Source organism: Pseudoalteromonas sp. CO348 (genome assembly GCF_004208845.1).
In the GTDB taxonomy this organism is placed as follows: Bacteria; Pseudomonadota; Gammaproteobacteria; order Enterobacterales; family Alteromonadaceae; genus Pseudoalteromonas; species Pseudoalteromonas maricaloris.
In genome coordinates, this window is sequence record NZ_SGPI01000016.1 from 91,234 (window position 1) to 112,925 (window position 21,692).

The window sequence follows — 21,692 nt, forward strand, 5'->3', positions numbered from 1 at the left end:
ATAGGTGTTAAATAAAATGATAATAATTTATTGCTTTTTTGTGTATTGATTAAACCGAACTTCCTACTCTTTGTAGGCTAACTAAAGAGATTATTGGGAGGATTGAGTTTTAGAGGATTATTTGATTTGCCACGCAACACCCATTTGCGTGGCAACAAGGATGTCGAACGCAAATTACGCTGTTTGATGTAACTCTTGCTCCATTTGATCTCTCATTTTAAACTTTTGTAGCTTACCCGTTACCGTCATCGGATAGGCGTCAACCAATTTGATGTATTTTGGTACTTTGAAATAGGCGAGTTTATCTTTTAAAAATACACGAATATCTTCTTCCGAAATATAGTGTCCCGGCTTAAGTTGAACCCAAACACATACTTCCTCACCATATTTTTCGTCTTTGATCCCAAATACAGCGGCATCTTGAATATCATGATGATGATAAAGCACTTCCTCAATTTCTCTGGGGTAAATATTCTCGCCACCGCGAATGATCATGTCTTTTATGCGGCCGACGATGCTAACGAACCCTTCGTCGTCCATTACTCCTAAATCGCCAGAGTGTAGCCAGCCGTCGTCATCTATGGTCGCCGCCGTTTTTTCTGGGTCTTGCCAATAGCCTTTCATTACGCAATATCCTCGGGCACATACTTCACCAGGCGTACCAATTGGGGCAATATGTCCTAGCTCGTCAATAATTTTGACCTCGGTATGTGGCATAGCACGACCAACAGTCTGCACGCGTTTTTCTACAGGCGAATCGATTTCGGTAATATTATTGATTGGGCTGCACTCGGTTTGCCCGTAACCAATGAGTACATCGGTCATATGCATTTGGGTTTGTACTTGGCGCATGACCTTTTCTGGGCAGGTGGAACCCGCCATCACCCCAGTGCGCAGCGAAGATAGATCAAACTGCGTAAAGTCTGAGTGTTCTAATTGTGCGATAAACATTGTTGGTACACCGTGAAGCCCGGTGCATTTTTCTCGTTCAACAACTTCTAAGGTGACAAGCGGATCAAAGCTATCGTTAGGGAATACGGCGCACGCACCTTTACTAATACAAACGAGATTACCGAGTACCATCCCAAAACAATGATAAAGCGGCACGGGAATACAAAGCTTGTCTTGCTCTGTGAGCTTCATAGCATTGGCGACGAGTAATCCGTTATTGAGGATATTACTGTGGGTGAGGGTGGCGCCTTTTGGATTGCCAGTCGTACCTGAAGTAAATTGAATATTGATAGCGTCACAGGCATTTAGGTTGGCTGCAATCGCATTTGCCTCAAGATAGTGGGCATCATTAGCTTTAGATAACAAGGTGCTGAAATTCATTAGACCCGGTTCAATATCCTCGTCAATCAGCACTATCTGTTTGAGTGAGGGAAGGCGCTGTGAAGATAATTCGCCAAACATGCAGTCGTAGGATTCTGGTGCCAGCTCTCTAATCATGTCAACGTAATGGCTATGTTTAAAAGACTTCGCCATAACTAACATCTTACACTCAACGTTGTTTAGCACGTATTCAAGTTCGTTTGGGCGATAGGCGGGGTTAATGCACACCATAATTGCGCCAATTTTAGCAGTTGCGAATTGCACTAGACTCCATTCAAGGTTGTTCGGAGACCAAATCCCAACTCTATCCCCTGGTTGTATGCCTACAGCTAAAAGGCTTGCGGCAAGTTGATTTATTTTTGCGAGGTACTCACGATAATTTAAGCGAACTGATTGATGAGAGACAACAATGGCTTCTCTTTCTGGATAATTGTCGACAATATTTTCTAGATATTGCCCTATGGTGAGTTGAGTGAGCGGTGCTACTTGGGGGCCTTTGAAGTAACTCTTTGTAAGTGCACCTGCTTTTATTAATTGGCTCTCTGTCGTCATATCTTTTCCTTGCTGTTGATCTCTAGTTTTTATCATTATGCTTTATCAGTGATAACCTAATTGTCGACAAAATCAAGTGCAATTGGACGAAAAGCATGAAATTACGACTAATGGCTAGTGATAAAGTGTGTAATGGCAAGGTGGTGGAAAAGCGGTAGTAGCTTTATCAGACATATAAAAAACGCCTGAAAATTCAGGCGTTTTATGGTTTAACTTAAGGGATGTTATTAAGCTAATCCTTCATCTGTATCGACATGCTCATCTTTATGATGCTTCGCGATTTCATCTGAAAGTTCTTGCTTAGAACGCTTCTCTGACATCCGTCTTGCCATTAGCCAGTAAAAGAACAGGGGCAAGAAGAATACTGCAAGGAAGGTAGCCGAGAGCATACCACCCATTACGCCAGTACCCACACTGTGTCTTGCTCCTGCTCCAGCTCCAGAACTCATAACCAGCGGAACTACGCCAAGTATGAAAGCAAGTGAAGTCATGATAATAGGTCTAAAACGCAGTCTCGCTGCTTCAAGGGCTGCGGTTGCTGGACTCCATCCTTCTTGATACTTCATGAGTGCGTACTCGACAATAAGAATGGCATTTTTACTGGCAAGGCCAAGTAGGGTAACCAAACCGATTTGGAAGTAAACGTCGTTGGTCAGCCCAGCAATCCAGATTGAGACCAAGGCACCGAAAGTACCAAACGGTAGCGCTAACATAACCGAGAATGGCAATGACCAGCGCTCATAAAGTGCTGCGAGGATCAAAAATACCATGATCACGGCCATACCGAGTGCAATACCTGTTGTGCCAGAGTTTTGCTTTTCTTGGAACGCGGAACCCGTCCACTCGTAAGTCATATCTGGTGGTAGTACTTTGTTGGCGATACGCTCAAACTCCGCTATGGCTTGACCTGAGCTGTAGCCAGGTGCTGCTTCGCCCATTAACTTAACTGCAGATAAGTTATTGTAACGATTCATGGTTTCCGGACCGCGGCTATACTCAACATCCGTAAATGCAGAAATTGGTACCATTTCGCCACGATTGTTTTTCACATAAATGCGGCCAACATCTTCCGGTGTCATTCTAAACTCGGCTTCTGCGGACATAATCACCTGCCATGCACGACCAAACTTATTGAAGTCGTTGACGTAGTAATTACCTAAATTGGCTGCAAGTGCGTTAAACGCAGAATTGATATTAACCCCCATGGCACGCGCTTGTTCACGATCCATATGCACCTTTAGCTGCGGTGCATCAGGACGCCATAGCGTTTGAATGCCTGTAAGGATAGGGCTCTTCTGCGCCTCGGCCATGATCATCTGCATGCCTTGCTTCAATTTAGCGGGATCAGAGCCGCCTTTATTTTGCAAGAAGACTTCAAATCCGCCTGTTGTACCCAAGCCGAAAATTGGCGGTGGGTTAAACGCCAGCACTAATGCTTCGTTAATATGCGCGGTTTTCATAAATAGCTCACCAACTAGTTCTTTCGCCGACACATCGCGTTCATCCCAATGTGTTTGTGTCACGAACATAGTCGCCGCGCTGTTTTTGAAGCCACCACCGATGAAGTCCATTCCCGTAAACGCCACGACGTTTTCGTTAGCTGGGTTAGACTTTGCAGCAGCTATCACTTCATCGGCCACTTTAGCGGTGCGCTCTAATGAAGAGCCGTCAGGCAAGAACACCGCTATCATGTAGTAACCTTGGTCTTCGTCTGGTACCAAAGAGCTTGGTGTTTTTTGCCACAGGAATACCGTTGCACCAATCATCGCTACCATCAGTGTTAGGCCCACAAAACCACGGCGAACCATAAAGCTAACCGCGCCAACATAGCGTCCGGTTACACGATGGAACCAGTCATTGAACCACAAGAAAAACTTGGCATCCTGTTTGTGTTCGTGCTTAAGCAGCAATACACAAAGTGCAGGCGTCATCGTCAGTGCAACCACACCGGATAAACTTACAGAGATGGAGATTGTGATCGCAAATTGGCGGAATAGTTCGCCTGTTAACCCACCCAGGAAAGCGATAGGTACAAACACCGAACACAATACCAATACAATCGCGACTACGGGGCCGCTTACTTCTTGCATCGCTTTAACCGCTGCTTCTCTAGCCTGCAAGCCTTGCTCATGCATAATACGCTCGACATTCTCAAGTACTACGATGGCGTCATCTACCACGATACCAATCGATAACACCATGCCGAACAGCGTAAGCGTGTTAATCGAGTAACCGAGCATATAGAGACCTGCAAATGTACCAAGTAACGAGACCGGAACTGCAAGCGTTGGAATTAGCGTTGCACGCCAGTTTTGCAAGAACAGGTAAACCACTAAGAATACCAAGATCATTGCTTCACCAAGCGTTTTTAACACTTCTCGAATTGAGACTTCTACAAAGCGTGTGGTGTCGTAAGAGTTAACGTGAGCGAGACCTGTAGGGAACTGAGGTTTGATCTGTTCAATTTCAGCCTCTACTGCTTTAGCCACGTCAAGCGCATTCGCGCCCGGTTGCAAGAATACACCGAGTAATACCGCTTCTTTACCGTTAATAGTACCTTGGAAGTTATAGTCTTTAGAACCAAGCTCTACGCGAGCAACATCCTTAAGGCGCAGTGTTGAGCCATCAGGGTTTGCACGAACGATGATATTTTCGAACTCTTCAGCCGTCGATAAACGTCCTTTCGCGGTGACACTATAAACGAGTGATTGCGCGTCTTGAGATGTCGGTGTTGCACCAATACTACCCGCTGCATACTGAGAGTTTTGCTCTCTAATTGCACCCGCAATATCGTCAGCTGTGACTTGCAGTTGACTCATAATATCCGGGCGCAACCAAATACGCATGGCATAGTCTTTAGCACCGAAAATCTGCACGTTAGTCGTACCAGGAATGCGTTTGACGCGGTCAAGGATATTCATGGTGACGTAGTTAGATGTCCAGAGACTTTCTCGAGTACCATCTGGCGAATAGAATGCGTGTACTTGTAAGAAGTTAGAAGATGTCTTTTGAACCACCACGCCTTGGCGTCTAGTTTCTTCAGGGAGACGAGCTTCTACTTGCTTCACCCGGTTATTTACATCTACGGCAGCTTGATCAACATCCGTTCCAATCTCAAAAGTAACTGCGATCGTCGTTACGCCAGAGTTCGTACTGGTTGATGTCATGTACATCATGCCTTCAACACCGGTAATCGCGTTTTCGATAGGGGTTGCAACAGTTTGTTCTAATACATCCGCTGATGCACCAGGGTATACCGCGCGTACCTCAACTTGAGGTGGTGCAATTTCGGGATACTGTGCAACAGGCAAACTGCGCATTGCAGCAAGCCCGGCAAGCACTATCACGATAGAGATAACAAAGGCAAAAATAGGCCTGTTTATGAAATATTTGGAGAACATCAGATTATTCCCCTTGCTCGCTCACAGACACTGGCATACCAGGGAAAAAGATCCTCGCCATACCTTCAACGATGACAGGTTGACCTTCTTTTAAGCCTTCGCGAATAACCCACATATTCTCATTGTTAAGCTTGACCCATTCACCAACTTTGACCGGCGCAGGTAGGGCTACGGTTGCACCTTGTTCATTTTTGGTAGCAATGTATACAAATTTCCCCGTACCATTGTCTAGTACCGCTCTTTGTGGAAGTACAACGGCATTATTGCGTACCGCACCAGAGAGCTTAACTCGCACAAACTGACCTGGTCTTAACTCGCCATTTTCATTAGGAATACGAGCTTGTAACTCACTGGTACCCGTAAAGCGGTTTACCCGGACGTCGCTAAAGTTTACTTTACCGACTTGTCCGTATAGTGAACCATCTTGCAGAATAATCGTAGTATCAAATTCATTATTTTCCGGTAATGACAATGAGCCATTTTCTACATCTTGGCGCATTGTAAGCTGCTCACGCTCTGAAAAGCCGAAGCGAGCACGAATGGTGCTGATGTCGGTAAGTTCAGTTAATAGTACACTCGGACCGGAAACATAGCTGCCTTCTGACATCAGCTCACGACCCACAATACCAGAAACTGGTGCTTCAACTTTGGCATATTCAAGGTCCAGCTTAGCTTCACTCAACGCGACTTTTGCAGATTCTAAATTCGCAACTGCAATATCGTAAGCAGATACTGAGTTATCAAAGTCGCGCTTTGATACTGAACGCTCGTTCTTCAAACGCTCAAGCCTTTCGCTCTCGCGCTTAGTTTGATCAACGTTTGCTTTTGCTGCCTGAAGTGCTGCCTGCGCTTTTTCTACTGCTAATTCAAAAGGTTTAAGCTCGATGGTGAATAATGAATGACCAGCTTTTACAAACTGACCTTCCTCAAAGTTGCGAGATTCGATGATCCCAGACACTCGAGAACGAATTTCGACTTCTTTATCACCCGCGAGAGTGGCCGGAAGTTCGATATCGAAAGGCACTGATTGAGTAGTAACTTGTTGTACACTCACTTGCGCAGGTGGCATTGCATGGCCCCCTTGCTGTGGTGCTTCTGAACACGCTGACAAAGTGCCTAACGTGAGCATTAAAAAAGATAGGTGTTTAACACGACTGCGTATTGATGCTGGATACATGAACACTCCAATTCCTATATTATCATTTTATGCTGCCCCGGCTTCGACGGGGAACTACCTTGCAATTTGCCTTTAATAACGCACACTCAACTGGATGCAATCAGTCAAGTGTGTTCATTTCATACCTTAACCACACCAAAGTAAAGGCTATTTGTTCGACAATTAAACAAGTAAACGGTAGTGTATACTTAAAGAAATAAAAGGTAAACGGTTGCGTGTACTTTTCTTCAATTTAGGTATACGATCATGTGTACTTTTTATTAACGACTTTATTGATTAAAATAAAGGGAATGTTGATTTATTACGAAGAAGGCTTATCTCTGTATAGAGAGGTGATTCTTGGTATACAACTGACCATGTGAGTAGCAGCTATCAATGGCTCGCTTTTCCCACTATTAATTAAAGACAGAATAAGTAAATGACGCAACTTTCACCAAAACAGCAGTCAATTTTATGTGCAGCGATAGAAGAGTTCGCTCAAAAAGGCTTGCAGGCGACGACGATGGAGTCGATCAGTCAATCAGCGGAAGTATCAAAGCGCACGTTATACAAGCATTACTCGACCAAAGACGAGCTCTTTGATGCCGTTGTTGAGCTTCTAATTGAGCGAATTAAGCCGATAACTGCGATACAATTTATCCCAAACTATGACTTTTCAGTGCAACTGCAACATCTTGCGAAAAGCGCAATGACTTTGTTGAATGACGAGGATTATATGCGTTTGTCGCGTATTGTGATGATTGAATCGATGCGTAGCTTTGAGCAAGCACAGAATTTAAATGAAAAGTTTAGTCATTGTGAAGCCGCGATGATCCAATGGTTCGAAGACGCTGCGAATTCAGGGTGTCTTGGTAGTTTTGATGCGGACTTTGCCGCAGCGTACTTTTGGGGCGCACTGAAAAAGCTAGGCTATTGGGAACGCGCGATAAAATGGCAAGCTCCGCTTCCAGAAGCAGAGCTTGATATATTAGTTGAAAAGGCGGTCTCGCTATTTTGTAATGGCGTTACTCAACCCCAATAAATCCACCGGTTTGATGCGACCACAGTTTGGCGTAAATACCACCTAAAGCTAGCAAGGATTGATGGCTTCCTTCTTCTACTATCCGACCTTCATCCATTACGATTAATCTGTCCATTTGTGCAATCGTGGATAACCTATGGGCAATCGCTATAACGGTTTTACCTTCCATCAATGCATCTAAGCTCTCTTGGATAGCTTGCTCAACCTCTGAATCTAAGGCTGAAGTAGCTTCGTCTAAAATTAAAATCGGCGCATTTTTTAGTAATACACGGGCAATGGCGATACGTTGGCGTTGGCCACCTGATAGTTTCACACCGCGTTCACCTACTTGTGCGTCAAAGCCAGTATTACCGTGACTGTCTTCTAAGTCTTGGATAAAATCGTAAGCCTGCGCTTCTTTTGTTGCGGCTATTAATTCTTCTTCTGATGCATCAGGGCGACCATAAAGGATATTGTCGCGTACGCTGCGATGGAGCAAGGAAGTATCTTGCGTCACCATAGCGATATGACGTCGTAAGCTTTCCTGCTTTACTTTAGCAATATTTTGGCCATCAATTTCGATGCTGCCGCCGTCGGTATCGTAGAATCTCAGTAATAAGTTCACTAAGGTCGACTTCCCCGCACCTGAGCGGCCAACTACACCAATTTTCTCGCCGGGTTTGATATGTAGGTTCAGGTTGTCGATGACGTTATGTTGTCTCGCTGCATCTTTACGCTTATAAGCGAAGGTAGTGTTACAAAAGTCGATTTTTCCAGCTTTAAAATCTAACTGTGGCGCTGTTTGTTGGTCAACAATATCAAGCGGTCTTGAGAGTGTGTTCATGCCGTCTGCAACGGTACCAATATTTTCGAATAGACCGCTAATTTCCCACATTATCCACTGCGCCATACCATTTAGTCGTAAGGCTAAACCAACTGTAATTGCGATTGCACCAGCGGTTATCGCATTAAAAGACCATAAGTAGATGGAAAGTGCCGCGACGGAAAATACCAAAAGATAATTTAAGGCCTGAATACTAACATTTAAACTAGTTGCTAAGCGCATCTGCTTATAAACAGGTTGAATAAACACATCCATGCTATCTTTGGCATATTCTTCTTCTCGTTTGGTATAAGAGAAAAGCTTTACGGTTGAAATATTGGTGTAGCTATCAACTATCCTTCCCGTCATTTCTGAGCGCGCGTCAGCCTGCTCACTAGAAACGCGTTTTAGTTTAGGAACAAAATAGAATTGGAAACAGATATAGCAGCCAAGCCAAATAACCAGCGGGATCATCAAACGTATATCACTGCTTGCAACAAGCGCGAGCATTGCGGTGAAGTACACTAAAATATAAACCAGCACATCGAGTAGCTTCATGACCGATTCGCGCACGGCTAGGGCAGTTTGCATCACTTTAGTTGCAATACGTCCTGCAAACTCGTCTTGATAGAATGTCATAGACTGCTTTAGCAAGTAGCGGTGTGCCTGCCAGCGAATAGCCATTGGGTAATTACCCAATAAACTCTGATGCAAAATGGCGCTGTGAAAAAAGACTAACAGTGGCAGCGCCACTAACGTGATCACAGACATTCGGATTAACTCGGCTTGTTTGGCTTCAAATAGAGTTTGTGGTGTATAAGTGGAGAGCCAGTCAACCAAATCACCCATAAAGCCAAATAATGTTACTTCCAAAATTGCGAGGATCGCAGCACTTAGCGACATAAATAATAAGGGTAATTCCATTCCCTTAGTATAGAAGCGACAGAAAGCCAACAAACCTTGTGGTGGCTGACCAACTTCTTGCTCGGGAAAGGGTTTGGTAAAGCGTTCAAATACTCGATACATGGATGATCCCTAAATTTGTTCAGAAGCTAGTCTACCTTGATAGTATGAAATGCGCGAGTCACAGATTGGTGCTCAATTTGCACTAATGATTATAGTTGTTTTTGGTTGAGTAGTTTTTGTGTAATGAGCTCACCAGTGACAGCATCATAGCTACTCAAAGTCAGTGGCGTAGAATAGTGTTTTAAATACACCTGATCATGTGGTTTTTCTACTGTAATTTTGTCGATTGGGACGAGTTTATTACCTTCATCGACAAAAAATGACAGCTCTAAATAGCATGGAAACACTTTTTTACATACACCGAGAGACTGTTTTTGTAGATCAAACGTTGAGGAAAGCCAGCTTGGCCTATTATTGATTTTCGTGGTTTTGGGCCAAGTTACAGAAAGATCAAATCGTTGCGGATCTGAAGAGTAGTGCTGAGATTGGCTTGCTACTCGTGCGAGCAGCAAAGGAGTATTGCCACTCACTGATTGAACCTCAGATAAGCGAACCTGATCAACTGTGAGTGGATTAATTGTCAATGTTTGTTTGAGTTCACTCGCCAGTTGGTTTTGCTCATCTAGTTGAGAAAATCCGAGGTGAACGAGTAATTTTGCATCACGATTGTTATCAAATACTTTTTCTTTTAAGTGTTCAGCCGCGGCTTTGGCTCTACCTTGTTGTGAGTCGTGATCGTAACTAATAATCTCGTAGCCAAGTGATTTGGCTTCAAATATCAAGCTAGCGTAAGTCGCTTCCATGGTGTAGATCCCATGTTCGTATGTTGTAAAGCCATGTTTATTTATTTGCTGCTCAACGCTTACCTGCGGGGTGAGTGCTTCTAATGCAAGATAGCGATAGCCTTGTTCATATAAAGGCTTCAATAGGGCAATCGTTAGGGCTCGGTGTTTAGCATTATGATACGCTTCGTTTACCATAGTAATATGCGTTTCAGTTGCCTTTTGCTCTATGATTTCTAGCGCAGGAACTAGCCGATAATCGTTTAGCAACATATCTGGATTGATCACCCCAGAGGTGAGTTTTTCTGCTTCAAAATAATTGCCGACGATAGAATGATAGGTTGCTGCATATTGAATGTTTGCTGAGCTGCTATCTAAATGCCCTTTGACTGGAATTTGGCTTTCGAGTGACCGTGTGTTTTCAAACACACGTTTATCTGAGTTAACACCAAAGATTAAAGAAGCAGGGTTAGCGCTTGAATTTGCTAATGCTGTTACAGATATCAGCGAACATGCGCAAAAAATAACGGCTTTTCCATATTGTTGAGGTAACACCTAAATCCACTCCTTGCGGTTTATTACGGTTATATTAATAGCATAAAAGCGCGGAGGGCTGAATCAAATAAAAGCAAATTTTTTACAAGTATTTTATATTTGGATTATTTACAGGGGAGAGAAGTGTGGAAGCAAATAAAAAGGCCAGTAGCTAAGTAACTGCTGGCCCTTGATATGATTATTCTTCTTTGCCGTATGTTTTACGAAGAATATAAACATAGGCATTGATGAAAGCTTGCTCTTGAAACTTTTTCAACCCAGTGTCTTCATAGTCAACAGGAATTGGGTTTCTTTTTAATTGCTCTTTAACTTCAGTGCCAGAAAGTAACTGCACGTCCACGCCTGAAATTAACTGGATTGCAGCTTCCATTTTAAAACCAGCCGCACTACCTGCGAATTTACCTTTGTGTGGGCGCTGACGAATGGCGATAGAATCTACGCCGTAATCTTCTACTAGTTTTGCAAAGTCGAATTGGAACTTGCGCATTTCATCAAGTTCTGTCCCTTGGTTACTTAACGTAAAGCGGCGCTGACGAATGTCTCTAATATCAAAAACATCATCTTCTTTCGTTAGCATACAAAGCAGAGCTTCGCTGCCTGAAATTTCAACCCCAAGTGTTCTCATTTTCGTGTCCAGATTATGCAAAAATTGAATTATCTCACAGTGTTATTTCTATTGCTATCGCTGCATGGTCAGAATAGCAAATATCTTCGTCCATACGCTTCGGATCAAGGTGAGCATCGTAACTGTAGTAATGTAACGACTTCACCCTAGGCGTTTCTCGGTTGGGATTGAACTCTTTTGAACAAAGAATGTAATCAAGTACGTTACCTTCACCTTGATAGTAATGACTGGCTGGTTTTTCTTTGTGGTTGTTGTCGGCGTAAAGAAAACTGTCAAACAACCCGACACTATCAAAGCCATTACTAGCAAGGACGGGTGGAAAGGCCTGCGTCATAAAAGATAATGCCGGGCTGTCTAATGCATCATTGAAGTCGCCCATCACCAATGTTGCAGCTTGTTTCTCCCTTTGTGTTTTTAATGCATCGTAATAAATGATGGAAGCTTCGAGTGAACGTGATATCTGCGACTGCATCGTACCGACGGTTTCGTGAAGCAATGTAAGTAGCGGGTCATCTTGATTGGAATCTCCCAGCATGTGGGCCATTGAATGCACGCGTTGAGACTTAAAGTGCACGGCATAACACGCGAGTAACCCAAAGCCTGGAATGTCGAACTTACATTTTATCGGGGTGCGATTGAATTTAAACTGATGTTGATTATTAAGGTATTCGAGTAATTCGGGGCAGGGCTCTAACGGCGCAAAAGATTTAAATGGTAGTTTTGATGCGATAGCGACTACCGGTTTAAACAGTACCGATGGGTAGACGTGATCAGGACTTGGCGCATCGACTGTGGCAAAGTGAACAAGACCTAAGTCTTCGCACAGCATCTGTAAGCTATCAGGTGAAAAGACTTCTTGAAACACAATGACATCGGGGTTTATATGCTGAATGAGTCCCGTGATAAACTGAGTTTTGGTTTGCCACTGTGTTTCATTATAGTGCTCATGAAGTTGATAAAAAGAATAAGGCGGCGCTGCAAAATTTAGTAGATTAAAGGTTGCAAACCGATAACGCTTTTTGGCCACGAATAATCCCAAAATAGTTTTTGTAAATTAATAGATTAATTTTAGCTCTAGGCTTGCACTTAGCCAAGTAACACGCGAGAATAGTGATTCTTATTCGAAAGTCCTCGGATGAGCCGCGATAATTCGCGCAAGACAATGCTTATTCGTAAAAGCGTTGATAGGCACACTTTAAAATTAATTAAATACATGTGATGCATTGTAGGTGTCACCACTGTAAATAGGATTTATCATGCCAGTTATTACTCTCCCTGACGGCAGTCAGCGTATTTTTGAAAACCCTGTCACTACTCTAGAAGTCGCTCAAGACATCGGTCCTGGCCTTGCGAAAGCAACGATTGCTGGCCGTGTAAATGGCGTTCGTGTTGATGCTTGTGACCTCATCGAAAATGACTCAGCGCTTGAAATCATCACCGCAAAAGACGACGACGGTCTTGAGATTATTCGTCACTCGTGTGCGCACTTGATTGGCCACGCTGTAAAACAATTGTTCCCAGAAGCTAAGATGGCGATTGGTCCTACCATCGACAACGGTTTCTATTACGATGTTGACCTAGAGCATTCGCTTACTCAAGAAGACCTTGAAGCGATTGAAAAACGCATGTTGGAGTTGGCAAAAACCGACTACGACGTAGTAAAGAAAAAGGTGAGCTGGCAAGAAGCGCGCGATGCATTTGCAGCACGCGGTGAAACCTATAAGATGGAAATCCTAGACGAGAATATCTCGAAAGATGACCGCCCAGGTTTATATCACCACGAAGAATATGTTGATATGTGTCGTGGTCCGCACGTACCAAATATGAAGTTTTGTCACCACTTCAAGATTATGAAAGTGGCGGGCGCATACTGGCGCGGCAACTCAGAAAACAAGATGTTACAGCGTATTTACGGTACAGCTTGGGCTGACAAAAAGCAGCTAAAGGCGTATCTTAAGCGTTTAGAAGAAGCTGAAAAGCGTGATCACCGTAAAATTGGTAAAGCACTCGACTTGTGGCATTGGCAAGAAGAAGCGCCAGGCATGGTATTCTGGCATAATGATGGCTGGAGCATCTATCGTGAGCTTGAAGATTTTGTTCGTGAAAAACTACGCGAATATCAGTACGAAGAAGTAAAAGGTCCGTTGATGATGGACCGTGGCTTGTGGGAAAAATCAGGTCACTGGGACAAGTACTCAGATGCGATGTTCACGACTGAGTCAGAGAAACGTGAGTATGCTATTAAGCCGATGAACTGCCCAGGTCACGTGCAGATCTTTAACCAAGGTCTAAAGTCATACCGTGATTTACCATTACGTATGGCTGAGTTTGGTTGTTGTCACCGTAATGAACCATCAGGCGCACTACATGGCTTGATGCGCGTTCGTGGCTTTACTCAAGATGATGCACATATCTTCTGTACAGAAGAGCAAATCATGGATGAAGTATCTGCCTGTATCAAAATGGTATATGACACTTACTCGACATTTGGCTTTGAAAAGATTGTTGTAAAACTTTCGACTCGTCCAGAAAAGCGCATTGGTGAAGACGAAATGTGGGACAAAGCGGAAGCTGCATTGGCTGAAGCGTTAAAAGTTAACAACATCGAGTTTGAATATCTGCCGGGTGAAGGGGCGTTTTATGGTCCTAAGATCGAATTCACGCTGTATGATTGTTTAGAGCGTGCGTGGCAGTGTGGTACAGTGCAATTAGACTTCGCACTACCAGGTCGTTTAGGTGCAACTTATGTTGCGGAAAGTAACGAGCGTAAAACACCAGTTATGATCCACCGCGCAATTCTGGGATCACTAGAGCGCTTTATTGGCATCCTAACTGAAGAATATGCTGGTCAGTTCCCAACTTGGCTTGCGCCGAAACAAGTTGTGATCATGAATATCACGGATAAACAAGCGGATTATGTCCACGAAGTTGTACAAAAGTTGAATAAACTTGGAATAAGAGCTTGTGCCGACTTGAGAAATGAGAAGATTGGTTTTAAAATCCGCGAGCATACTTTAAAACGTATACCTTATTTACTCGTGGTGGGTGACAAAGAAGTCGAGCAACAAGAAGTTGCAGTAAGAACCCGTACTGGTGAAGATTTAGGTAAATTATCGATTGATGATTTCATCGTTAAAGTTAGCGAAGAGATTAAAAATCGACTATAAATATAAACTTGCGTGTACTTTACTTTTTCTGGTGCACGCATTTACTTTTGAATTTTTTGGAGGAACGTACCATTAGAGGCGGCAAAAAAGGGCAAAATAACGCTCAGAAAAATCGTATTAACGAAGAGATTACAGCGAAAGAGGTTCGCTTAATTGACGCTGAAGGCGAGCAAGCTGGCATTGTCTCAACAAGAGACGCACAAAACATGGCGGACGAAGCAGGTCTAGATCTAGTTGAGATCAGTCCAAATGCTGAGCCACCGGTTTGTAAAGTGATGGACTACGGTAAGTTCCTTTTTGAAAAAGCAAAAATCCAAAAAGAACAAAAGAAAAAGCAAAAGCAAATTCAGGTTAAGGAAGTTAAATTCCGTCCTGGTACAGATGTTGGTGATTACCAAGTCAAGCTACGTAGCCTTCGCAAGTTTCTTGAGGGTGGCGACAAAGCTAAAGTCACAATTCGCTTCCGTGGTCGTGAAATGGCGCACCAAGAGATTGGTATTGATCTACTAGAACGTATCAAGACTGAATTGGAAGATATCGCATCAGTTGAGTCTTTCCCGAAAAAAGTAGAAGGTCGTCAGATGATAATGATGATGGCGCCTATTGCTAAAAAGTCTTAATCTCGGCATAATACGCATCGAATTTAACGCAGGTCTCAAGTGCTAACGCCACCTGCGTTATCCGGTTTTAAAGTAAGGTATTGATCCTTCACCGGTTTTAGGTAGTAAGCTAGGCCTACAAGTGAGTTTATCTCCGCCTACTTACATTGTGTTAAAGCAATATCATTCGGAGTTATTGCAAATGGCTTATAAGCTAAAATCACACAGAGGTGCTGCTAAGCGCTTCAAAAAGACTGCTTCTGGCGGTTACAAGCGTAAACAGTCGCATCTTCGTCACATTCTGACTAAGAAATCTTCAAAGCGTAAATTACACCTTCGTGCTAAGTCTATGGTTCATAAGAATGACCTAGGCCTAATCGATCGTATGTTACCATTCGCTTAATAGAGGATATCAGAAATGGCAAGAGTTAAACGCGGCGTAGTTGCACGTGCACGTCACAAAAAAGTATTAAAGCAAGCTAAAGGTTACTATGGAGCGCGTTCACGCGTTTACCGCGTAGCTTTCCAAGCGGTAACTAAAGCTGGTCAATATGCTTACCGTGACCGTCGTGCTAAGAAACGTACTTTCCGTCAACTATGGATTGCTCGTATCAACGCAGCTGCACGTCAAAATGGTCTTTCTTACAGCCGTTTCATCAATGGCCTTAAAAAGTCATCGATTGAAATCGATCGTAAGATCCTAGCTGATATCGCAGTATACGACCAAGTAGCTTTCGCAGCACTAGTTGCTAAAGCAAAAGATGGTCTAGCTGCTTAATAAGCGGAACTAGAATTAGTCTTAGGACTAAACCTGGTATTGAAAAGGAGCCTTAGGCTCCTTTTTTAGTTTTATACTCGTTATCAACGCAAGCGTTAGCGGTTTTTTATTAAGATTTTATCCAGCATCTTACTGCTCAATATTCGTTTTAAGTATCCCATCAAATAGGTTGGAAACGTAACGTAATATCTCGGCTTTGCAGTCTTCGCACTCAGTGCGTGTTGCAACGCTTTATAAACAGCTTCTGGTCCTAAGGTAAATTTTTGTGGTGCTTCTTCTGAGCCTAAGCGGTTAAGCTGCGCCTGATATGCATTGTGATGTACACTATTTTCGTGATCGATATTCGCTAAAAAGGCGTGTTTCGCGTTCTCTCTAAATTTAGACACGATTGGACCTGGCTCTATTAGGCTAACTTGAATATTGCTACCTGAAAGCTCCATACGTAGGGTGTCGGTAAGTCCTTCAAGTGCAAATTTGCTCGCGTTATAAGCGCCACGATATGGCAGAGCGACTAATCCAAGTACGGATGAGTTATGAATAATGCGGCCTGCGCCTTGCTTACGCATTTGCTCAACTGCGAGACAGGTGAGCGTATGCCAGCCAAAAAAGTTAACTTCAAATTGTTGCCGCAACACCTCTGTAGGCAAGTCTTCTACCGCACCAGGTTGGCCGTAGGCACCGTTATTGAATAACGCGTCTAACTGACCATCTGCGATTGTCAAAGCTTGGTTAAAGCCATCATTTATACTTTGCTCGCACGCTAAGTCGAGCAAAATACATTGAATGTCTGTGCCTTCAAATTTATTCAAGTCTTTTGCATTTCTAACCGAAGCAATAACTTGATATCCTGTTTTTGACAATTGCACAGCGCAGTAATAACCAATCCCGCTAGAACAACCTGTGATTAAAATTGATTTTTGTACGCTCATTTGATCCCTAAAGTTATGGTTATCTGCGATTAACTGCAAATTTTTGTTGAATCACCGCACATTGTAAGCCGATATCTAAAATATTGATATAATTGGCAGATAAAAGCAGAGGAATAGAGAAATATGATGAATTCCAGCATTATTATGCTTACTGCAATGCTAGGTATGAACGGTCATTTACCACCTTTGATAGAGTGGCAGGGCAAAAGTGAACAACTATTACAACAACAGGGCCCATTAACGACTGATTTTGAACTAAGCGGTGCGATAAACTCTCCTGATTATGCAGACACGATGGCATTCGTTGACCGCCTAGTGGCTGCCAATCCGACCCAATTTAAGCTAGAGACGATTGGGTTTAGCAATAGTAATCGTGCGATTAAAATGATTGTTGCAACGGAGCAGGGCGGTGACAAGTCAAATGTTATTAATAATGGTAAGCCAACCATTTTAGTACAAGCTGGTATTCATGCCGGAGAAATTGACGGCAAAGATGCAATGTTTATGTTGCTTCGCGATGTTGCAACCGGTAAGCGCCGTGATATTTTGACGAAAGTGAATTTACTCTTTATCCCTATTCTCAACGTCGATGGGCATGAAAGGCGCAGCGAGTTTAACCGTATAAATCAACGCGGCCCGACTGTTATGGGCTTTAGAACCAATGCCAATAACTTAAATCTGAATCGTGATTACACTAAATTGGATACGCCAGGAGTTAAGGCGGTCATGCAGGTGATTAATGAATATAATCCGGATCTGTACATCGATGTTCATGTAACGGATGGCGCAGACTACCAATACGATGTCACTTATGGTTTTAACCCAACTTTTGCAAGTGAGTCACCTGCAATAGCTGAGGTGTTAGAAAATCAGATTTCGCCACAAATTAATGCAGCGCTTGCCGCTCAAGGGCATATTCCAGGTCCACTTGTATTTGTGATGGATAAGCGAGACTTTAAAAAAGGGTTGGCTGGTTGGGTGGCAACACCACGATTTTCAAATGGTTGGGGAGATTTAAAAGGACTGCCGACCATACTGGTAGAGAATCACTCATTGAAGCCCTATAAGCAGCGCGTGTTAGGCACTTATGTGTTTATGGATGGCGTTATCAGTGGCCTTTCAAGCAATATTCAGGCATTACGAGAAGCGGTTCAAAAAGAGGCTGAATTCACACCGAAACAATTGGTTGTCGAACGCAGCTATGCGAAAGAGCCGGACTACATTCAATTTAAAGGCATCAAATACAAGCAGTTTGAAAGTGCATTGTCTGGTCATTTGGAAGCTAAGTATTTAGGCGAGCCGCAAGACTATGAGAAGCTGCCAATTTATTGGCAGAAGGAAGTAAAAACAACGGTGAATGTACCTGAGCAGTTTTACATTCCACCAGCATACCCTGAAGTGATCGAAAAATTAAAGTTGCATGGAATAACCGTTTCTACACTACCAGATGGAACGGTAGTGGAAAAAGTAAGCCAAGCTACAGTAAAAGACTACAAGTTCGATACTGCTCCTTTTGAAGGGCGCTTTAGAGTGAATGCGACTTTCGACATTGAGGAACTCTCAGACAAGGTCGATCTCAGTGGGTGGTATAAAGTGTCAACGGCACAAAAATCTGGAGAGTTGGTGACTCACTTACTACATCCAGAGGCGCCTGACTCATTTTTTGCTTGGGGGGAGTTCAATACTATTTTCCAACGTACAGAATATGTTGAAAATTATGCACTTGAACCTTTTGCGCGAAAAATGCTAAAACAAAATCCAGCAATGGCGCTAGCCTTCGATAAAAAAATACGTGAAGACAAGCAATTTGCAAACGATCCAAAAGCGAGGATGGAGTGGCTTTATGCAAGAACTCCGTTTTATGATAATGCGTATCTTAAATATCCTGTTTTGATGTCGTTTGGAGCAAACTAACCATGCAAGTGTTCACAATTCCAGTTACCCCGTTTATACAAAATTGTCGTGTTATCGTGTGTCCAGAAACACAAGCCACTGCAATTGTAGACCCAGGTGGTGAAGCGGAAAAAGTTATCGCGCAGTTGGACACTCTGGGGTTAGTGCCAAGCATGATCTTGCTTACCCATGCGCACCTTGATCATGTGGGGGCAAGTACAGAATTAAGTGAACATTTTAATATCGAGATTATTGGGCCTCATCAGGGTGACCAATTTTGGTTGGAAGCCTTGCCAATGCAATCACAAATGTTTGGTTTTCCTAATCATGCTGCTTTTTTACCATCAAAGTGGTTAAATGATGGTGATAAGGTTAAGGTGGGAAACTTAGCTCTCGAAGTCAGACATTGTCCAGGGCATACTCCAGGGCACGTGGTATTTTATGAACCAAACTCAAAACAGGTTTTAGTAGGAGATGTGTTGTTTAAAGGGTCTGTTGGTCGTACTGACTTTCCAAAAGGCGATGCAGCCCAGCTAAAACAGTCTATACAAGATAAGCTGTTTACTTTGCCTGATGAGGTCGTGGTGCATTCGGGTCATGGTGAAAATACCTCAATTGGCTTCGAAAAGGTGACAAATCCTTTTATGAGTGGCCGATTTGGTTAAATATAGTGGAAGTGGCATAGTAGTGGTATGCATTTTTTAATTTGCTATGCTTCAGGGAATAACAATCAGCATCGGTTAATAGACTGATGTGCTAACTAAACTAGAATAGATATGTCATTGAACCAAGTAGATCGCCAGATACTGGCATTGTTACAGCAAGACGCAAGTCTTTCTACCGCTGAAATCGCTGATAAAGTGGGACTATCTCAGTCACCTTGTTGGCGTCGCATCGCTAAATTAGAGCAAGACGGTTACATCAAAGGCAAAGTTGCATTGCTGGATGAGAAGAAACTCGGATTTGATATGTTAGTTTATGCGCATGTTAGGCTTTCAAACCATGGCCGCAATAACCTTGCCGAGTTTGAAAAATTGATCTTAAGTTATGACGAAGTGACAGAGTGCTATTCTATGGCAGGCACCATGGACTTTATGCTGCGTATCATTTCGAAAGGCATTGAAGGCTATGAGCAATTTGTTCGTGATAACTTACTTAATTTAGAATTCGTCCAAGAAGTACATTCAAACGTTACAATGACTTGCGTTAAGCGCAGCACTTCCTTACCACTTTAATACAATTTGTTGCCCTGCTTCGTTGGGTAGGGCTTCCCGTCATCTTTTCACCATTGTTCTATACTACAATATAAACCGCTTTATTGAGCTATGTATTGCAAACGAGTTTGCGATACAAGCTTGTATCTTATTTGTTAAAGGCGCTGCTTTTTGCTAAAATCCGCCGCCTTTGTGTTCATAGTCAATTCACACCAGAGGATATTGATGTTTAATCTTATCAGCAAAGCGCCTAGCTCTGCTAAAAACGATGTACTGTCTGGGCTTACGGTCGCTTTGGCACTTGTGCCTGAGGCTGTGGCTTTCGCTTTTGTTGCACAAGTAGACCCATTAGTCGGTTTATATGCAGCATTTATTGTCGGTCTTGTGACTTCAATCTTTGGTGGTAGGCCGGGTATGATCTCGGGTGCAACAGGGGCTCTTGCCGTGGTAATGGTGAGCCTTGTTGTTGAGCATGGCGTAGAATATCTCTTTGCAACCGTATTACTCATGGGCCTCTTACAAATACTCGCGGGTATATTTAAGCTCGGCAAGTTTATACGTATGGTACCGCATCCTGTAATGCTAGGCTTTGTAAATGGCTTAGCTATCGTTATCTTCCTCGCCCAGCTTGGACAATTCAAAGTACTTGACGAACAGGGTAATCTTACGTGGATGCAAGGTGAGGCGCTATATATTATGGCTGGCTTGGTAGCATTGACTATGGCCATTATTCACTTTTTACCAAAGCTAACAACCGCTGTGCCTTCGAGTCTAGCGGCGATTTTAGTGGTAACCGGAATTGTTATTGGTTTAGATTTAGATGCTCGTAATGTGCTTGATTATCTGAAAGATATGTCAGGTAATGTAGATGCAACGATAGCCGGCGGTTTTCCTGCTTTCCATATCCCTGAAGTACCATGGACATTTGAAACATTTAAAATCATCTTCCCATACGCACTTATCCTAGCAGCGATTGGTTTGATTGAATCTCTACTAACGCTCACGTTAATCGACGAAATCACCGAAACACGTGGTCACAGTAACCGCGAATGTATCGGTCAAGGTGCGGCTAACGTTACTTGTGGTGTGTTTGGTGCAATGGGTGGCTGTGCGATGATTGGACAATCAATGATCAATATTAATTCTGGTGGACGTAGCCGTTTGTCAGGTATCACAGCTGCATTATTACTACTTGTATTTATTCTGTTTGCGGCAAGCCTTATCGAGATGATCCCGCTTGCGGCGTTAGTTGGTGTAATGTTTATGGTGGTATTAGGGACTTTTGAATGGTCAAGTTTTAGATTAATAAGAAAGATCCCTAAATCAGATGCATTTGTAATCGTCTTGGTGTCGGGGGTTACAGTGATTACAGATTTGGCCATCGCAGTTTGCGTTGGTGTCATTGTTTCGGCACTCGTATTCGCGTGGGAGCATGCGAAACATATTTACACCAATAATTATATTGATGAGCAAGGCTCCAAGGTATATGAATTACACGGACCTCTGTTTTTTGGGTCGGTGAAAAACTTTGCTGAGCTGTTTGATGTTAACAATGACCCTGATGATATCATTGTTGAATTTAAACATAGTCGTGTTGCTGACCACAGTGCAATCGAAGCGATAGATGCGTTAGCTGAACGTTATAAAAAGGCTGGTAAAACGCTGCATCTTCGCCACTTAAGCCAAGACTGTAAAGTATTGCTAAGTAAAGCTAAAGATCTCGTTGAGCTAGACGGCCAAGCAGATCCTACTTATAAAGTGGCATCTGACAAGCTTGCTTAATAGCGACAGTTTGAATAGATGAAATAAATTAACTGGTTAATTTATTTCAAAAAAAGGCACTAAGGTGCCTTTTTTATTTGCGGCAAGGTGTGTAAAAACTGAGACCACCAGCAGTGA

17 protein-coding genes are annotated in these 21,692 nt (G+C 43.1%); 9 read left to right on the forward strand and 8 right to left on the reverse strand.

All coding sequences use genetic code 11. The annotated features are described in order from the left end of the window. Window positions 1-174: 174 nt before the first annotated feature. From EXT48_RS06970 to EXT48_RS06980, 3 genes are all read right to left on the reverse strand, one after another. Window positions 175-1,884, reverse strand: a complete 1,710-nt coding sequence (locus tag EXT48_RS06970; RefSeq protein ID WP_130164011.1) for an AMP-binding protein — start codon at window positions 1,882-1,884, stop codon at window positions 175-177. 227 nt (window positions 1,885-2,111) lie between these two features. Next, window positions 2,112-5,285, reverse strand: a complete 3,174-nt coding sequence (locus EXT48_RS06975) for an efflux RND transporter permease subunit (RefSeq protein ID WP_010604876.1) — start codon at window positions 5,283-5,285, stop codon at window positions 2,112-2,114. Window positions 5,286-5,289: 4 nt separating this feature from the next. Then, entirely contained in the window at window positions 5,290-6,462 is a 1,173-nt protein-coding gene (locus EXT48_RS06980; RefSeq protein ID WP_130164012.1) for an efflux RND transporter periplasmic adaptor subunit, read from the reverse strand. A gap of 418 nt (window positions 6,463-6,880) precedes the next feature. Here EXT48_RS06980 and EXT48_RS06985 point away from each other — a divergent pair, with 418 nt between their 5' ends. Beyond that, complete coding sequence (locus EXT48_RS06985) at window positions 6,881-7,483, forward strand: TetR/AcrR family transcriptional regulator (protein ID WP_039495771.1); 603 nt, start codon at window positions 6,881-6,883, stop codon at window positions 7,481-7,483. On the opposite strand, the gene EXT48_RS06990 is transcribed toward EXT48_RS06985, so the two are convergent. The 4 genes from EXT48_RS06990 to EXT48_RS07005 all read right to left on the reverse strand — a co-directional run bounded on the left by EXT48_RS06990 (window position 7,467) and on the right by EXT48_RS07005 (window position 12,240). Beyond that, window positions 7,467-9,311 (reverse strand): ABC transporter ATP-binding protein, encoded by a 1,845-nt coding sequence (locus EXT48_RS06990; RefSeq protein WP_130164013.1) that lies wholly within the window; start codon window positions 9,309-9,311, stop codon window positions 7,467-7,469. The two genes, EXT48_RS06985 and EXT48_RS06990, sit on opposite strands and share 17 nt — an antisense overlap. 89 nt (window positions 9,312-9,400) lie before the next feature. Beyond that, window positions 9,401-10,588: a hypothetical protein gene (locus tag EXT48_RS06995; RefSeq protein WP_130164014.1), complete on the reverse strand. Its 1,188-nt coding sequence runs from the start codon at window positions 10,586-10,588 to the stop codon at window positions 9,401-9,403. A gap of 178 nt (window positions 10,589-10,766) precedes the next feature. After that, on the reverse strand, window positions 10,767-11,213 hold the full coding sequence (locus EXT48_RS07000; RefSeq protein WP_010604871.1) for a DUF3010 family protein: 447 nt from the start codon (window positions 11,211-11,213) through the stop codon (window positions 10,767-10,769). 34 nt (window positions 11,214-11,247) lie between these two features. Continuing rightward, a complete protein-coding gene (locus EXT48_RS07005) occupies window positions 11,248-12,240 on the reverse strand; it encodes an endonuclease/exonuclease/phosphatase family protein (protein ID WP_010604870.1) in 993 nt (330 codons plus the stop codon). A gap of 229 nt (window positions 12,241-12,469) precedes the next feature. Here EXT48_RS07005 and thrS point away from each other — a divergent pair, with 229 nt between their 5' ends. The 4 genes from thrS to rplT all read left to right on the forward strand — a co-directional run bounded on the left by thrS (window position 12,470) and on the right by rplT (window position 15,757). Beyond that, complete coding sequence (thrS, locus tag EXT48_RS07010) at window positions 12,470-14,380, forward strand: threonine--tRNA ligase (RefSeq protein ID WP_045988197.1); 1,911 nt, start codon at window positions 12,470-12,472, stop codon at window positions 14,378-14,380. A 56-nt stretch (window positions 14,381-14,436) separates the two neighbouring features. Then, the gene (infC, locus tag EXT48_RS07015) at window positions 14,437-15,000 is read left to right on the forward strand and encodes a translation initiation factor IF-3 (protein WP_017217300.1); all 564 of its coding nucleotides are present in this window, start codon (window positions 14,437-14,439) and stop codon (window positions 14,998-15,000) included. A 181-nt stretch (window positions 15,001-15,181) separates the two neighbouring features. Then, window positions 15,182-15,382 (forward strand): 50S ribosomal protein L35, encoded by a 201-nt coding sequence (rpmI, locus tag EXT48_RS07020; RefSeq protein WP_010604868.1) that lies wholly within the window; start codon window positions 15,182-15,184, stop codon window positions 15,380-15,382. Between the two features lie 15 nt (window positions 15,383-15,397). Further along, window positions 15,398-15,757 carry a 50S ribosomal protein L20 gene (rplT, locus tag EXT48_RS07025; RefSeq protein ID WP_010376973.1) on the forward strand — a complete coding sequence of 120 codons (360 nt, stop codon included), beginning with the start codon at window positions 15,398-15,400 and terminating at the stop codon, window positions 15,755-15,757. 95 nt (window positions 15,758-15,852) lie between these two features. Here rplT and EXT48_RS07030 read toward each other — a convergent pair whose 3' ends face one another. Next, window positions 15,853-16,686 carry an SDR family oxidoreductase gene (locus tag EXT48_RS07030; protein WP_130164015.1) on the reverse strand — a complete coding sequence of 278 codons (834 nt, stop codon included), beginning with the start codon at window positions 16,684-16,686 and terminating at the stop codon, window positions 15,853-15,855. A 126-nt stretch (window positions 16,687-16,812) separates the two neighbouring features. Between EXT48_RS07030 and EXT48_RS07035 the strand changes: the two genes are divergently transcribed. The 4 genes from EXT48_RS07035 (at window position 16,813) to EXT48_RS07050 (ending at window position 21,575) form a co-directional block, all read left to right on the forward strand. Next, window positions 16,813-18,600: a M14 family metallopeptidase gene (locus tag EXT48_RS07035; RefSeq protein ID WP_193521827.1), complete on the forward strand. Its 1,788-nt coding sequence runs from the start codon at window positions 16,813-16,815 to the stop codon at window positions 18,598-18,600. A 2-nt stretch (window positions 18,601-18,602) separates the two neighbouring features. Next, on the forward strand, window positions 18,603-19,244 hold the full coding sequence (locus tag EXT48_RS07040; protein WP_130164017.1) for an MBL fold metallo-hydrolase: 642 nt from the start codon (window positions 18,603-18,605) through the stop codon (window positions 19,242-19,244). Between the two features lie 111 nt (window positions 19,245-19,355). After that, window positions 19,356-19,814: an Lrp/AsnC family transcriptional regulator gene (locus tag EXT48_RS07045; RefSeq protein ID WP_010376979.1), complete on the forward strand. Its 459-nt coding sequence runs from the start codon at window positions 19,356-19,358 to the stop codon at window positions 19,812-19,814. 204 nt (window positions 19,815-20,018) lie between these two features. Beyond that, complete coding sequence (locus EXT48_RS07050; protein WP_010376980.1) at window positions 20,019-21,575, forward strand: SulP family inorganic anion transporter; 1,557 nt, start codon at window positions 20,019-20,021, stop codon at window positions 21,573-21,575. Window positions 21,576-21,692: the final 117 nt, after the last annotated feature.

Excerpts from the sequence above, each read along its gene's own strand:
- EXT48_RS06970 (WP_130164011.1), bottom strand. The coding sequence starts at position 1,884 with ATGACGACAGAGAGCCAATTAATAAAAGCAGGTGCACTTACAAAGAGT.
- EXT48_RS06975 (WP_010604876.1), bottom strand. The coding sequence starts at position 5,285 with ATGTTCTCCAAATATTTCATAAACAGGCCTATTTTTGCCTTTGTTATC.
- EXT48_RS06980 (WP_130164012.1), bottom strand. The coding sequence starts at position 6,462 with ATGTATCCAGCATCAATACGCAGTCGTGTTAAACACCTATCTTTTTTA.
- EXT48_RS06985 (WP_039495771.1), top strand. The coding sequence starts at position 6,881 with ATGACGCAACTTTCACCAAAACAGCAGTCAATTTTATGTGCAGCGATA.
- EXT48_RS06990 (WP_130164013.1), bottom strand. The coding sequence starts at position 9,311 with ATGTATCGAGTATTTGAACGCTTTACCAAACCCTTTCCCGAGCAAGAA.
- EXT48_RS07000 (WP_010604871.1), bottom strand. The coding sequence starts at position 11,213 with ATGAGAACACTTGGGGTTGAAATTTCAGGCAGCGAAGCTCTGCTTTGT.
- thrS (WP_045988197.1), top strand. The coding sequence starts at position 12,470 with ATGCCAGTTATTACTCTCCCTGACGGCAGTCAGCGTATTTTTGAAAAC.
- rpmI (WP_010604868.1), top strand. The coding sequence starts at position 15,182 with ATGGCTTATAAGCTAAAATCACACAGAGGTGCTGCTAAGCGCTTCAAA.
- rplT (WP_010376973.1), top strand. The coding sequence starts at position 15,398 with ATGGCAAGAGTTAAACGCGGCGTAGTTGCACGTGCACGTCACAAAAAA.
- EXT48_RS07030 (WP_130164015.1), bottom strand. The coding sequence starts at position 16,686 with ATGAGCGTACAAAAATCAATTTTAATCACAGGTTGTTCTAGCGGGATT.
- EXT48_RS07035 (WP_193521827.1), top strand. The coding sequence starts at position 16,813 with ATGAATTCCAGCATTATTATGCTTACTGCAATGCTAGGTATGAACGGT.
- EXT48_RS07040 (WP_130164017.1), top strand. The coding sequence starts at position 18,603 with ATGCAAGTGTTCACAATTCCAGTTACCCCGTTTATACAAAATTGTCGT.
- EXT48_RS07045 (WP_010376979.1), top strand. The coding sequence starts at position 19,356 with ATGTCATTGAACCAAGTAGATCGCCAGATACTGGCATTGTTACAGCAA.
- EXT48_RS07050 (WP_010376980.1), top strand. The coding sequence starts at position 20,019 with ATGTTTAATCTTATCAGCAAAGCGCCTAGCTCTGCTAAAAACGATGTA.